This window comes from Mycobacterium sp. UM_11, assembly GCF_001414075.1.
Lineage (GTDB): Bacteria > Actinomycetota > Actinomycetes > Mycobacteriales > Mycobacteriaceae > Mycobacterium.
This window is the reverse complement of sequence record NZ_LATC01000013.1, coordinates 1-13,891: the sequence shown is the minus strand read 5'-3', so window position 1 is coordinate 13,891 and position 13,891 is coordinate 1. Positions and strand designations below refer to the sequence as shown.

General features: G+C 67.6%; 13 protein-coding genes and 1 pseudogene. 7 read left to right on the top strand and 7 right to left on the bottom strand.

The window, feature by feature from the left end:
• Positions 1-31 precede the first annotated feature (31 nt).
• The gene (locus WU80_RS05450; protein ID WP_231633748.1) at positions 32-616 is read right to left on the bottom strand and encodes a hypothetical protein; all 585 of its coding nucleotides are present in this window, start codon (positions 614-616) and stop codon (positions 32-34) included.
• 133 nt (positions 617-749) lie between these two features.
• Between WU80_RS05450 and WU80_RS05445 the strand changes: the two genes are divergently transcribed.
• Positions 750-1,493, top strand: coding sequence for a 3'(2'),5'-bisphosphate nucleotidase CysQ (locus WU80_RS05445; protein WP_055399991.1), 744 nt, complete (start codon positions 750-752; stop codon positions 1,491-1,493).
• Positions 1,494-1,694: 201 nt separating this feature from the next.
• On the opposite strand, the gene WU80_RS05440 is transcribed toward WU80_RS05445, so the two are convergent.
• On the bottom strand, positions 1,695-2,600 hold the full coding sequence (locus tag WU80_RS05440) for a haloalkane dehalogenase (protein ID WP_055399989.1): 906 nt from the start codon (positions 2,598-2,600) through the stop codon (positions 1,695-1,697).
• A 115-nt stretch (positions 2,601-2,715) separates the two neighbouring features.
• Between WU80_RS05440 and WU80_RS05435 the strand changes: the two genes are divergently transcribed.
• Positions 2,716-3,444, top strand: coding sequence for a DUF2652 domain-containing protein (locus WU80_RS05435; RefSeq protein WP_055399987.1), 729 nt, complete (start codon positions 2,716-2,718; stop codon positions 3,442-3,444).
• On the opposite strand, the gene WU80_RS05430 is transcribed toward WU80_RS05435, so the two are convergent.
• The gene (locus WU80_RS05430; RefSeq protein ID WP_055399985.1) at positions 3,441-4,649 is read right to left on the bottom strand and encodes a MalY/PatB family protein; all 1,209 of its coding nucleotides are present in this window, start codon (positions 4,647-4,649) and stop codon (positions 3,441-3,443) included. The two genes, WU80_RS05435 and WU80_RS05430, sit on opposite strands and share 4 nt — an antisense overlap.
• Positions 4,650-4,658: 9 nt before the next feature.
• The gene (locus WU80_RS05425) at positions 4,659-5,753 is read right to left on the bottom strand and encodes a dihydrodipicolinate reductase (RefSeq protein ID WP_055399983.1); all 1,095 of its coding nucleotides are present in this window, start codon (positions 5,751-5,753) and stop codon (positions 4,659-4,661) included.
• Positions 5,754-5,988: 235 nt separating this feature from the next.
• Here WU80_RS05425 and WU80_RS05420 point away from each other — a divergent pair, with 235 nt between their 5' ends.
• From WU80_RS05420 to WU80_RS05410, 3 genes and pseudogenes are all read left to right on the top strand, one after another.
• A complete protein-coding gene (locus WU80_RS05420) occupies positions 5,989-6,966 on the top strand; it encodes an LLM class flavin-dependent oxidoreductase (RefSeq protein WP_055399981.1) in 978 nt (325 codons plus the stop codon).
• Positions 6,963-8,041 (top strand): annotated as a pseudogene (locus WU80_RS05415) (dihydrodipicolinate reductase). Before WU80_RS05420 ends, WU80_RS05415 begins: the two are co-directional and overlap by 4 nt.
• A 44-nt stretch (positions 8,042-8,085) precedes the next feature.
• Positions 8,086-9,060 (top strand): LLM class flavin-dependent oxidoreductase, encoded by a 975-nt coding sequence (locus tag WU80_RS05410; RefSeq protein ID WP_055399978.1) that lies wholly within the window; start codon positions 8,086-8,088, stop codon positions 9,058-9,060.
• Positions 9,061-9,144: 84 nt separating this feature from the next.
• On the opposite strand, the gene WU80_RS05405 is transcribed toward WU80_RS05410, so the two are convergent.
• A complete protein-coding gene (locus tag WU80_RS05405; RefSeq protein ID WP_055399976.1) occupies positions 9,145-9,930 on the bottom strand; it encodes a spirocyclase AveC family protein in 786 nt (261 codons plus the stop codon).
• Positions 9,931-10,124: 194 nt separating this feature from the next.
• Between WU80_RS05405 and WU80_RS05400 the strand changes: the two genes are divergently transcribed.
• Together WU80_RS05400 and WU80_RS05395 are read left to right on the top strand one after the other, a co-directional pair.
• Positions 10,125-10,790: a TetR/AcrR family transcriptional regulator gene (locus WU80_RS05400; RefSeq protein WP_055399974.1), complete on the top strand. Its 666-nt coding sequence runs from the start codon at positions 10,125-10,127 to the stop codon at positions 10,788-10,790.
• 12 nt (positions 10,791-10,802) lie between these two features.
• Complete coding sequence (locus WU80_RS05395) at positions 10,803-12,005, top strand: cytochrome P450 (protein ID WP_055399973.1); 1,203 nt, start codon at positions 10,803-10,805, stop codon at positions 12,003-12,005.
• 82 nt (positions 12,006-12,087) lie between these two features.
• On the opposite strand, the gene WU80_RS05390 is transcribed toward WU80_RS05395, so the two are convergent.
• Complete coding sequence (locus tag WU80_RS05390) at positions 12,088-13,077, bottom strand: alpha/beta fold hydrolase (RefSeq protein ID WP_055399971.1); 990 nt, start codon at positions 13,075-13,077, stop codon at positions 12,088-12,090.
• Positions 13,078-13,133: 56 nt separating this feature from the next.
• On the bottom strand, positions 13,134-13,628 hold the full coding sequence (locus tag WU80_RS05385; RefSeq protein WP_055399969.1) for a lipoprotein LpqH: 495 nt from the start codon (positions 13,626-13,628) through the stop codon (positions 13,134-13,136).
• Between the last annotated feature and the right edge of the window lie 263 nt (positions 13,629-13,891).

Here is a 13,891-nt window from a genome sequence, read left to right as displayed (position 1 = left end):
GAAGCGGGTCGCCGCCACCAAGCTGTAGCCGCTAGTTGCAGTACGTGTAGCCGATGAACTGGGTGCCGCGGGTGTCCCCGCTCGAGTAATTGGCGAAGTGCACCGCCGGCTGCCCGTTGTATTGGGTGTTCATCTTCTGCACGGTCGGTGGCGGGACGCCCTTGGGGAACGCCAGGATCATGTCGGCGAAGATGTTCAGGCCGACCTGGCAGATGGCCTCGCGCCGCGGCGGCTGTGGATTCCAGGCATGCACGACGACCGGCTCGGTGAGCTGATACCCGGCCGCGCAGTTCGGGTCGCAGACCTTGAATACCGCCGTGCCGGTCCCATCCGCGCCCTGCGGGCCCCACGAGCTCCACGACATGTCTTGCAGCGCAACGGCGACGCTCGCGCACCCCAGGACGTTGAGGCGTTTGGGACGCTCGACCGGCGGAACCGACAGGTTGTAACAGCCCGGGATGGCGAAGCTCTGCGGGGGCGCGGGCTGGGTGGTCGGCCGCCCGGCGGTTTGGTTGCCCTGCGTCAGCTTCAGCACCACGAAGGCCAGCACACCGGCCAGCGCTACCGCCGAGACAACGCCGATGACGATCAGTCGCCCCCGTGGAATGCTTCGCAACCGGCTCAATGAAGGAACGTTTCCCCCGCTCACGTTCACCAGATTACGGCCGAACCCCTCCGTTCGGGGCGGTGCCCGCAGGCATCGAGTTGGCAGGGTAAAGTTGGTCAACACTGCCAACTTAAGGAATGTGATGGCGTTGCAGCTGACGGATGACCACGACCTGGCCGCGCGGCTGGCCACCGAGGCCGGGCGGCTGCTGCTCACGGTCCGCGATGAGTTCGCCGACGCCGAAGCGAGTGAGCGGAAAGCCGCGGGGGACAAGCGATCCCATGACTTCTTGATGGGAGCGCTGGCCGACGAGCGCCCCGACGACGCGGTGCTGTCCGAGGAGGGTGTCGACAATCCGGTCCGGCTGCGTGCGGACCGGGTGTGGATCGTGGACCCGCTGGACGGGACGCGGGAATTCTCCGAGCTCGGGCGCGACGACTGGGCGGTGCACGTCGCGCTGTGGGACGCCGGTGAGCTGGTGGCCGGGGCGGTGGCGCTGCCTGCGCAGGGCATCACCCTCGCCACCCCCGACGTCGCCACGCCGCCCGCCGCCCCCGGCAAGCCGCGCATCGTGGTGTCGCGCACCCGCCCGCCCGCCATCGCGCTGAGCGTCCGCGACGCCCTGGACGGCGTGCTGGTGGAAATGGGTTCGGCGGGGGCCAAGGTGGCTTCGCTCGTCCAGGGATTGTCCGATGTGTACGTGCACGCCGGCGGCCAATTCGAATGGGACTCGGCCGCCCCGGTGGCCGTGGCCCGGGCCGCGGGCCTGCACACCTCGCGCATCGACGGCTCGGGGCTGGCTTACAACCAGCCCGATCCAAAGCTGCCGGACTTGGTGGTCTGCCGTCCCGAGTTGGCCGAGGCTGTACTGGCGGTCACGCGCTGAGAGCGCTTATACCACAATCGATTTCGGGCGCAAGAGGATCTCAGTGAGCGCCGGGCCGCCGCGGCGCCTGGCGGCGGGCGGTGGATTCGTCACCGGCGCAGCGGGTTTGGGCCATGCCGCGAGGGGCCACGACGTCCGGCATTACACCGAGACATGTTGCGAGAAGCCGGTATTGACGAGGCCGGGGGGCGCGCCATACGGTCAGCGCAGCGCCTGCTGCCAGGACAGAATGCGTTCGGCCAGTTCGGGTCCGGCGTCTTCCTGGATGAAGTGACTGGCGTGGATGCGCGCGTGCGGCTGGCCCGCGGCGCCGGGGATGTGCTTGATCAGCGGGCGGTCCGCTTGCCCGAGGATGGGGTCGCGCGCCCCGAAGATGGCAAGCATGGGCTTTTCCCATTGCCCCAGGGCCTTCCAGGCCGCCCGGTTGGCCGGCACCGCCGGATCGTCCGGTGAGGTCGGCACCAGTTGCGGGAAGGCGCGGGCGCCGGCCTGGTACGTCTTGTCGGGAAACGGCGCGTCATAGCCGGCCCGCACCCGGGCGGAAACCCGGCGGACGGTTCCCACGGAGACGATGCGGCCGGCGGGCAGCACGGGGGAGTAGCGCGCGAACGCCCGCCACGCGTAGAAGGCGGGCGGGGTGGCCCGCTCCGCGGTGGGCAGGAATCCATTCGCCACCACGAGTCGCGCGACGCGGTCACCCTGCTCGGCGGCGATGCGCAGCCCGATCAGCGATCCCCAGTCCTGCACGAACAGGGTCACGTCCTTGAGGTTGAGCCGCTCGAACCAGGAGGTCACCCATTCGACGTGGCGCTGGTAGGTGTAATCCTCGACCCGGCTGGGCTTGTCCGAGCGGCCGAAGCCGATCAGGTCGGGCGCGAGCACGCGGTTCCCGCCGTCCGTCAAGGGCGGGATCATCGTCCGGTAGAGGTAGCTCCAGGTGGGCTCGCCGTGCAGCAGCACGATCGGTGGTCCGTCGGAAGGGCCCTCGTCGAGGAAGTGCATGCGTAGCGGTTGGGTGTCACTTGCCGCCACGTCAACGTAGTTCGCTACGAACGGATAGCCCTCCAAATTTTCGAATCGGGAGTCCGGGGTTCGTAGCACATGCATATTCAGCTCCTCCGGTGGGCGGGCGCCTTGAGTTAGCCTCTCTCGACAACGCGAGTTCGTCTAGTGGGGAATTTCATTGAGCTAGACGTCTGGTGGACATTAAACTCGCTTGTTCATGGCGATTCGGCGTGCCGTCCTGATCATTGCCGACATCAGCGGCTACACCCACTACATGCAGTGGAACCGTACCCACTTGGCCCACGCGCAATTGACGGTGGCGGGCCTACTGGAGTCGGTGATCGACGCCGGTAGGGGTCTCAAGCTCGCGAAGCTGGAGGGTGACGCCGCGTTCTTCTGGGCGCCCGACGGCGACCCCAAAGTGCTGGTGTGCGACCGGCTGTCCCGGATGCGGGAGGCTTTCATCGCGCGCCGTGAACGCTTCAAGAAGGACCTGGCCTGCGAGTGCGCGAGTTGCGCGCAATTGGACAGCCTTTCGGTGAAGTTCGTCGTCCATCAGGGTGAGGTGGCCGAGCAGCGGGTTAAGCGACACGTGGAGCTCGCGGGCTTCGACGTCATCCTGGTGCACCGAATGCTGAAAAACACGGTGCCAGTGGTCGAATACGTGCTGATGACCGAGCCGGTCGCGGCGTGCCTCGACGAGTCGGTGCGCTCGCAGTGCAAGCCGCTGATCCACATCTTCGACGACATCGGCGAGACGCCGACGCACTATCTCGATCTCGCGACCTCGGAGGTCTCGGTAGTTCAACCCGAGTCCGGCTTCCTTCGCCGCCTCGGGTCGACGTTCAAGCTGGAATTGAGCTCGCTGCCGTTCGTCCTCGGCTTCAAGGAGCCCGCGGCGGGTTTCCGCAACCTGGGCCGCGGCGCGGAGGAGATCCCGGCCTAGCCCGCGTCGCGGGTAGTGGCCAGCGCGCGGCCCATCCGGGACACGGCCTCGGTGAGGATGGCCCGCGAGGTCGCGAAGTTCAGCCGGACGTGACCCGCGCCCCCGGTGCCGAAGACGTGGCCGGAGCTGAGCGCCACCCGGGCGTGGTCGAGAAACCACCGGGCGGGTCCGGACAGGTCGGCGACCACCGCCAGGCCCGCGGCGGCCTCCTCGGCGAATCCGAGCTCGCGGCAATCCAGCCAAGCCAGGTAAGTCCCTTGCGGCCATTGGTATTTCACGCCAGGTAGGTGCTCGGCGATCAGCTCACCGAGGAGCGTCCGGTTCTGATCCAGGCCGCGCAGCAATGCGTCGAGCCAATCGCCACCGGTTCGGAACGCCTCGGCGTGGGCGATGATGCCGAAGTGGCTCGGCCCATGGCTGACCTCTTCGGGCATCCGGTTCAGGTCCGCGACCGCCTCGGGGCCGGCGATGGCCAGCGCCGCCTTCAGCCCCGACAGGCTCCAGGCCTTGGAGGCGGACGTCAGGGCGAACGCGTTCTCCGCGCCGGGCACGGTCAGGTATGGCGTGAAACGCGCCCCGTCCAAGACGACGGGCCCGTGAATTTCGTCCGACACCACCCGGACGCCGAACCGGCGGGCGAGCTCGGCGACGGCGCCGAGCTCGTCGGCCGTGTGCACGGCTCCGGTGGGGTTGTGGGGGTTGCACAACAGGTACGCGACGTTCCCTCCCCGTGCGCCGGCGCCAGCGAAGGCTTCTGCCAAGGCGTCCAAATCAATTCGGCCTTCGGCGCCCAGCGGTGCTTCGACGATCTGACGGCCGTCGTGCGCGACGAACGCGTAGAACGGGGCGTACACCGGCGGGTTGACGACGACGGCGTCACCCCGATCGGTGACCAGACGCAGCAACTCGACGGCGCCGAGCATGACGTCCGGCACGATCGCGGTGTGGCCCACCGGTAGGTCATGCCATTGCCAGCGCTCGGACGCGAATTGACCGACCGCCTCGGCCAACGCGGTGCCACACGGATACCCGGTGTCGCCGTTGTCGATGGCGGTCCGCAGCGCCTCGGCCACCGTCGGGGCCAGCAACACGTCCATCTCCGCGACCCACATCGGCAGGACGTCGGGCGGATGCGCGCGCCATTTCATGCTGGTGCGTTGCCGCAGTTGCTGCAGCGTGAGCTCCTCGAGGGGGTTAGACGTCACCCCTGCAGACTAAGTGGCGAACGCGTGCTTCGGGATGGTCAACGGCAGGTCCACCGAACTGAGCAATCCCGGTTCTGCCGCAACGACATACGGCACGGCGTTGACGACGCGCATCGCGGTGGCCACCATCGCGCCGGCACCGGAGGTCATGCCCCCCACCCCGGCTTTGTGCGGATCCTTGAGCGTCGCCGCCAGCGTGCAGTCGATGTCGGGGTCACCGCTGATCATGACGCGGTAGGACAGGTCGCCGATCCCGGTCGGCCAATCCGGCGCGACGTCGTGGGCGAGCCGGGTGACGTGCTCGATGACGATGGCTTCCCGGCCGTCGACCACACCGATCGCCCGCATGCGCAGCGCACCGCAGGTGCCCGCCTCGACGGTGCCCATAGCGACCTCCAGCGTCCGGTTCGTCACCGCGCGGTCGAAATACTCGCGGACCTCCTGCACCTCGACGCCGAGGGCGTCGGCGACCAACCGGATCTGGCCCTGCCATTCGCCCGCGATCGCACCCGGGAAGCCGATCCAGGGCTGGTAGTCGAGCGGTCGACCGAAACCCAGCGCGTCGCTCATGATGTCGGGGACGCCGTAGTCGTCGTACAGGCCGATCTCGAACGCGTGAATCTTCTCGATGGACGATGACTGGGTGGACAACACCAGCGGCAGGTAATCGGCGGCGAACCCCGGCTCGATCCCCGACGCGTACAACGACACCTGGCCCTGCTTGGCCGCGGCGACCAGCTGGTCGCGCCACTCGGCGGGTTCGTAGGCGTGCGGGTTGACCAGGCGGGTGGTGCTGGTCGTGACGACGTTGATGCCGGACTCGAGCAGCCTGACGTAATCCGGGATGGCCAGCGCGTCGCGCTCCGGGCCGCTGGCGGCGTAGATGACGCAATCGGGTTTCAGCGCGATCAGCGCGTCGGCGTCGGTGGTGGCCGTGATGCCGATCGGCTCGCCGTTCGCGAGCTCGCCGGCGTCCTTGCCGTCCTTCTCCGGCGAGTGCACCCACACGCCGACCAGGTCCAGATCCGGGCGACGCGCGATGGTACGGATGGCGATCGACCCGATGCCACCCGTCGCCCACACCACCACCCGGTGAGCCGTCATCTCGTCCTCCTCAGGTGTGCGCGCGTCGCCAGCGTGATGAAAACTGTTGCGGCCGTTGCCCGTACGACACGGACAGGGGCGGCTGGTATCCGATTCCGATTTGAAGCTACCGCCGCGATACCCCTCGGTCAAGGATTTAAGAAAGCGCGCACTATCTTATCGAACAAATTTTAGGTTAACTTGCAGCCATGCGGGCGTTAGACTGCGTGTTCAGAGGCGAACCGGGGGGGCGCCGATGTTTACGTTGAGATTCGACATGCGGGTTCCGCGGTGGTCCGGGGCCGCCGCGGAGCTGTACGCCGCGGCAATCGACATGTGCGCGTGGGGCGAAACCCGCGGCGCAGTGTTGGCGGTGTTGTCCGAGCATCACGGGGCCGACGACGGCCATTTGCCGTCGCCGCTGATGCTGGCCTCGGCGATCGCCGCCAGGACGCACACGTTGGCGATCCTGCTTGCCGCGGTGACGATTCCGCTACGCGATCCGGTTCGGCTCGCCGAGGAGATGTGCGTACTCGACCTGATCAGCCGGGGAAGAGTGTCGTACGCGTTCGGTGTCGGACATCGACACGAGGAGTACGACCACTTCGGCATCGACATGGCCACCCGCGGTCGCGCGGCCGATGAAATCCTGGCCGTTCTCGGGCCACTCGTTCGCGGCGAACCCGTCGAATATCGCGGGCGCACAGTGCGGGTCACGCCGCCGTCCGGTTCTGACTCGGGGCCGGTGATGCTGATCGCCGGCGGCAGCAAGGCCGCCGCCCGCCGGGCCGGGCGTTACGGCCTGGGGTTTGTGTCCCAGACGGAGTGGCCCGGCCTGATCGAGTTCTACGAAGAGCAGTGCCGCGCACACGGGCATGAACCCGGATTCGTCCAGTTTCCCGCTCCGGGGGTGCCGACTGCGGTATTCGTCGCCGAACACGAGCGGGGCGTCGAGGAGGCCTGGGACGTGCTCGGGCCCCACCTGCTGCACGACGCGGTGACGGCGGCGTCATACCGGCCCCACGACGATTCCGTTGCCAGCATCACCCGCGCCGAGAGCGTGTCGGATTTGCGCAACGAGGGCGGCCCCTACCGCATCATGACCTGCGATGAGGCGACCGAGTACGTCCGCGGCGGCCGGCCGCTGCCGCTGCACCCGCTGTGCGGCGGCCTCGCGCCCGATGTCGCGTGGCCCTACCTCGAGCGGGCGGCGGCGGCCGCGCGGGCCATATGAGAACGCCGGTGCCCATCCGTACCGTCGTGTGGTCGACCGGCGGTGTTGGGGCGATCGCGATCGACGCCATCGCCCGTCGTCCCGACCTGGAACTCGTTGGGGTCTGGGTGCATTCGGCGGACAAGGTCGGCAAGGACGCCGGCGAGTTGGCCGGCGGCAAGCCCCTGGGCGTGACGGCCACCAACGACGCCGATGCGCTGATCTCCCTGGCGCCCGACTGCGTGGTGTACGCGGCGAGCGGGCCCGAACGCGACGGGGCCGCAGTGCCCGACTACCTGCGGCTGCTGCGGGCCGGCGTCAACGTGGTGTCGACATCGTCGACGAGCCTCGTCTACCCGCCGGCGTATTTCGCCCCGGACTGGCGCGACCAGCTCGAGGCGGCCGCCAGGCCGGCGGCGCGTCGTTCTACGTCTCGGGCATCTTCCCGGGTTTCGCCTCCGATCAGCTCGCCCTGCTGATGACGACGCAGTCCAAGAGCATCCGCACCATCACGGCCAGTGAGGTCGCGCTCAACGACCACTACCCGGTGGCCGACGTGATGATGGACGGGATGGGATTCGGTCGCCCCTTGGATTTCGAGCCCATGCTGAAGACACCCGGATTCATCGAGATGGCTTGGAAGGCACCGATATTCCTGATGGCCAACGGCCTGGGTGTCGAGGTGGAGCTGGTGCGCGGTTCGCTGGACCGCGAGTTGGCCGACCGCGACATCGAGGTGGCGTTCGGCACCATCAAGGCGGGCACCTGCGGTGCCGTGCGAACCCGGGCCGCGGGTGTGGTCAACGGCCGCGAGGCCATCGTGATCGAGCACGTGATCCGGATGGCCCGCGATGTCGCGCCCGGCTGGCCGACATCGGAGTTCGACGCGACCTATCGGGTGGACATCGAGGGCGACCCCGACATCCATTGCGTCATGACGCTCGGCGCGGCCGAGGGCCACGGTGCCGGCCGCGCCGCGATGGCGTCGACGGCCATGCGGGTGGTGAACGCGATCCCGTACGTCGTCGACGCGCCCACGGGCCTGCTGAGTTCTCTGGACATCCCGACGACTCTGCCTCTTTACGCCTTCGACTAAACGTGTAACGTACGTCGAACGAATAGCCTGGCTAGGAGTCTGCCGTGTACACACTTCGCTTCGACATGCGCGATCCCGAATGGGCCGCCCCCCCAACCGATCTGTACGCAGCCGTGCCCGAAATGTGCGCATGGGCCGAAGAACACGGTGGTTTGGCCGCCGTCCTGTGTGAGCACCACGGGTCGGAGGACGGCTATCTGCCCTCGCCGCTATTGCTGGCTTCAGCAGTGGCCGCGCGGACCCAGCGGCTGGCGCTGAGCCTGATTCTGATCCTGCCGTTCTACGAAACCGTGCGTCTCGCCGAGGACATGGCGGTGCTGGACATCCTGAGCCGCGGGCGGGCTTCGTACATCCTGGCCCTGGGCTACCGGCCGGAGGAATTCGAGCACTTCGGCGTGCCGATGAAGACCCGTGGCCGCCTCTGCGACGAGAAATTGGCGCTGTTGCGGCGACTGCTTGCCGGCGAGACCGTCGTCCAGGACGGGCGGCGGATCACCGTGACGCCCCGCCCGCTGACGCCGGGCGGGCCGGCGCTGATGTGGGGTGGCGGAACGGTCGCCGCGGCTCGTCGCGCCGGCCGGTATGGCCTGGGCATGCTGGGCAACGCCAACGCGCCGGGCATGCAGCAGGCCTACGAGGAAGCCTGCCGCGAGCACGGCCATCAGCCCGGGCCCACGATGTTTCCCAGCCGCGACACGCCCTCGGTCGTGTTCGTCGCCGACGACGTGGATCAGGCGTGGAAGGAGATCGGCGAGCACCTGCTGCACGACGTGCGGACCTACGCCGCGTGGAACCCCGGGGACGAGACGACGGCCGGCTTCTCGCACGTGAACACCGTCGACGAGCTGCGCGCCGCGCCGACTTCCCACATCATTATCTCTGTGCCGGAAGCCATTTCGCGGGTCCGCGCCGGCCAGGTGCTCAACCTGTCCCCGCTGTGCGGCGGCCTGCCGCCCGATGTCGCGTGGCCGTATCTCAAGCGCGTGGGCGAGGTCGTGCTGCCCGAGGCTCTCGGGTGAGGTTGGACGCACACGCGCCGAACGTCGAGTTGTTGAGGCGACTTTGCCCATTTTCGCCCAACAACTCCACGTTGGGCGCGGCTGTTATGGCGGTTGGTTCGGCACGCCCGAGAACAGTTGTTCCGTCGGCCCCGCGGTGACCCAGCCGCCGAGCTTCGTCGCCAGGTGGGGCGCGAAAACCGCGCCATAGAGGACGTTTCCGACGACGATCACCGCGGCGACGGACAGTAGCGACGCGCCGAGGCGGCTCTTCGACCTGTTCTCGGCCCACATCTCGATGACGTTTCGTCCCTGCGCGTCGGTGCGGCCCAACAGGTAGGTGAAGACCATCATCTGGATGGCCATCGCGAGGGAGTCGTAGAGCGGGTATTGATGCACGGTTCCCTCGCGGATCGCCAGCCCCGGAATCACCCGGCCGTAATAGAACACCCCGAGCTTGGCGCCCAGGAACCCGTTGAAAAAGAGCGCCCAGCAGAAGCCGACGATGAGACCGACCACCAACAACGTTGGGGGCCTGCGCCAGCCGAACCGCGCGCTCAGCCATCGTCCGAGGGCGGTGCCGGTCACGGCCGGCAGCACGAAGTAGGAGATGTAGCCGACGGGAACGAACAGGGGCAGCCCGCCCCACGTGACGTTCAGCGGCCACCACGAGGGCATCCGGGGAATGGCCGGCGGAAACTGCGCGTACATCGCCCAGTCGTAGGGGGCCTCGATCCACGAGAAGGACATCGCCGAGATGCACAGCAGCAGAAGTGGGTGTAGCCGGCGCCGGCGGACACTGAGGTACACACCGAGGGCGGTGAACCCGATGCCCCCGATCAGCGCGAAGTCGCTGGCCGCCTGCATCACGGGGGTCATCTGGGAACTCACTGGTCGGTACCCGCGGTCCGGCGCGCCTGCGGGTCAAGGCGCAGCACCAGGCCGAATATCAGAACGACCAGCCCGAACAACGTGCCCAGCATGATGACAGCGCCCACGGCCGCACCCCTTCCGATACCACCTCGACGCATTAGATAGTGCACACTATCCTAAAGGCAGTCAACCGTCCGGCGAGGAGCGAACCTGTGCCCCAGCGGCCACCCACCACGAAACGTGGCGCGGCAGACGCGCCGGCCCCGGCGAATCGCCGACCGCGCGGCGCTCCGCGCCAGCTTCTGCTCGACGCCGCCCGGATACTCTTTGCGCGCCAGGACTATCGGAGCACGACGACCCGGGAAATCACCCAGGCCGCCGGCGTTACGGAACACCTGCTGTTCCGGCACTTCGGCTCGAAGGCCGCGCTCTTTCGCGAGGCGCTGGTCCTACCGTTCACCAGCTTCGTCGACGAATTCGGCCGGACGTGGCAATCCGTCATCCCCGAAGAGACGGACGAGGAGGAACTGGCCGGGCTTTTCGTCGGTCGGCTCTACGACGTGTTGGTCGAACACCGGGGCCTGTTGTTGACGCTGATGGCATCGGAAGCCCTGAGCGACGAGGAGGCGGCCGACGCCGGCATCCCCGAAGTTCGACGGGCTTTCACGGTGCTCGGTCAGATCAGCGCCGAGGGCATCAACCTGCGCGGTCTGCGGTCGGAACATCCGGACCTGCCGGCCTACTCGACGGTGGCGATGATCGCCGGCATGGCCGCGTTGCGTTCCACCTACTTCGGCGCCAAGCCGCCGTCGAGAGAAGTGATCGTGTCCGAATTGGTCCAGGCGATCTTGCACGGCTTCCTGCACCGCAACGACTAAGGGAGATCAACCATGCCAGGAACCAGCGCGGTCGACCTGTACTACGACCCGTTCGACTCCGACATCGACGACGACCCGTACCCGGTGTGGAAGCGCATGCGCGACGAGGCGCCGCTGTACTACAACGAGAAGTACAACTTCTACGCGCTGAGCCGGTACGAGGACGTGGCCCGCGAACTGCCGAACTGGCAGACCTACCGGTCTGGGCGGGGGACCACGGCCGACATCTTGTTCGCGAATATCGAAGTGCCACCGGGCATTCTGCTGTTTGAGGACCCACCGCTGCACGACCTGCACCGCAGGCTGCTGTCCCGGGTCTTCACGCCGCGGCGCATGTTGGCGGTGGAGGACCTGGTGCGCGGCTTCTGCGTGCGGGAGCTCGATCCGCTGGTCGGTGCGGGCGGCTTCGATTTCATCGCCGACCTCGGGGCGATGATGCCGATGCGGACCATCGGTTACCTGCTGGGCATACCCGAGGAAGATCAGGCCAAGATTCGCGATCGCGGCGGCGCTTACATCGAGTTGTCCGACGAGCGCGACCCCGCCGCGGTCAACGCGAAGCTGTTCGAGGAGAGCATCGTCGTGTTCGCGGAGTACATCGAATGGCGGGCCGATCACCCGTCCGACGACCTGATGACGGATCTGCTGCGGGCCGAGATCGAGGAACCCGACGGCACCCGGCGGCCGTTGTCGCGGACCGAGGTGCTGGCCTACACCGCGATGATCGCCGGCGCCGGAAACGAGACCACCGCCCGGCTGATCGGTTACATGGGGCAATTGCTGTCGGATCATCCGGATCAGCGGCGAGAGCTTGTCGCCGACCCGTCCCTGATTCCCGGCGCGGTCGAGGAGACGCTGCGTTACGAGCCGCCGTCGCCGGTGCAGGCCCGCTACGTCGCCCAGGACGCCGAACTCTACGGCCGGGTGGTGCCGGAGGGCTCATACATGTTGCTGCTCAACGGTTCTGCCAACCGCGACGATCGTCACTTCGACGATCCCGACCGTTACGACATTCACCGCCAGGGCGGCCATCTGAGCTTCGGGCAGGGCCTGCACTTCTGTCTCGGCTCGGCGCTGGCCCGGATGGAGGGCCGGGTGGCGCTCGAAGAGGTGCTCAAGCGCTGGCCCGACTGGGAGGTCGACTACGCCAACGCCCACCGGGCACACACCGCCAGCGTGCGCGGCTGGGCGCGGTTACCGGTCGTCACGGGCTGACGGCCTTGCACTGCCCGTCGAGCGTCACGCCAGCGTGACGCGGGGTGTCGAGCGTCACGCCAGCGTGACGTTCGGCGCAAAGCTAGGAAGCGCTTACGTCCACCAACACCGCGCCGTCGGGCGCATTGCCGAGGGTCTGCAGCGGGATGTCGTCGCCCTGGGCCGTCAGCCGAACGATCTGAGCCAGCTGGTCGGGCGCGTCGCATTGCAGGTAATGGTCGGCCCCGGGAATAACCCAGTAGCGGTTGCGGCCGGGCTTGTTCTTCAGGTACGTCTGCCAGACGTGGTTGGGCACGCGCAGCGGCGAGACATTGTCGTGCAGCCCCCACACCACCGTGGTGTTGACCGGGCTCTTGGAAAGCGCTTCCAGCCAACCGGTTTCGTCCGCCGCCCGCTCGTGCAGGTATTGGATGGTGTCCGGCAGGACGCGGATGCCGTCGTTGTGGGCGAAGCATTTCGCCAACGCGGCGATCTCCGGGTCGTCCAGCGTTCGGCGCGGCATGAAGGTGCTGGCTCCCAGGCCGGCCGCCAGCATCTCCGGTGTCGTCGCGGCGGCGGTGGGCCGACCCGTCGCGGAGTCGAGCAGAGCGGTCTGAAAGACCGTGAGATTGGACAGCGGTAGATAGATGTTGGCGTTGGTCAGGATGAGGTCGAGGGGTAGGGATGGCGGATCCAGCGCCGCCAGCAGCTCCAGCGCGATCATGCCGACGCTGCTGCCGCGGTCGTGGGTGAGCATGCGGAACTCGGACAGATTCCACACCTGGGTGATGGCGTAGACGAGCAGGCGCGCGTCGTCGTAGAGCGAATACACGTAGGGCTCAGGCGGTTTGTCGGAGAGGCCGTAGCCGGGGAAGTCGAGCAGGTAGATGTCGAATTCAAAGCCCAAATCGCCCACCAGGCCGTGATAGTCGATGCTCGAGGTCGGGAAGCCGTGCACGAGCACCAAGGCGGGGGCGCCCGGTGTCCCGCAGCGGCGACTGAACACCGCGACTTCGTGCCCATTGTTGGCGGCGGTCGTCGACCGCCAACGCAGTTCCGTGCCGTCGCTTTGCCACTCCGCGAAGATGTCCAAGCTGCCAGCATCGCAGAGCGGGTCGCGGTTAACAACCATGCGTCAGCACCGCCCCGTCACGGGCACGTGACGTGCACCCCGAAAGTGACCGGGCGCGTGGCGCTTTGGCCGGGGGTGGTCGCCTCGCCGGTCCCGGTCACCGTGTAACTCTTGCCCTCCTTGGTCGCTTGCACCTGGGTCGCCGACCTGGCGGCCTGGTAGGGGAGTTGGTACTGGCCGTTGGCGAGCGTGAGCGAGATCGCGAATCCGTCGACCATGGGCGGTTTCTCGTCCGAGAGGGCCAAGGACACCGACGCCGTATCGTCGCGCACGCTGATCCGGGTGGTGAGGTCGCCCGACTCGGGCGGTGACGCGTTCGGCTGCGCCGCCGCACTGGTGCATTCGACCCCGGCGGTCATCGTGTGTTTGTTTCCGTCGATCATCACGGTCGTGGTTACCGAAACCGGGCTCGAACTCGGGGCAGCGGCCGGCTGGCTGCCCTTGCCCGAACAGCCGGAGATACCGGCGGCCAGCGCGATGCCGGCGGCCGCCAGCGCGTACGGATTCGTCATCTCACCTCCCTTGCCAGCGAGGACTATAGGACCCATTCGTTTCGGGAAGGTCTCCTTTTTCTGGCGGCCAGTCGACCGCGGGGTTTACCGCCACGCTTCCCAATTCACCATGCTGCGCAGCGGTCCGGCGAACACCGGCCGTACCGCGCCTGACCGCCAGCGCCCTTCGATGGCCGGCGCCAGGGCGTCGGTCGTGGTCAGCGGGTCGTCGTCGAGGTAGATGACGGTGATGTACTGGGGGTCCTGTCTCTTATACACATCTG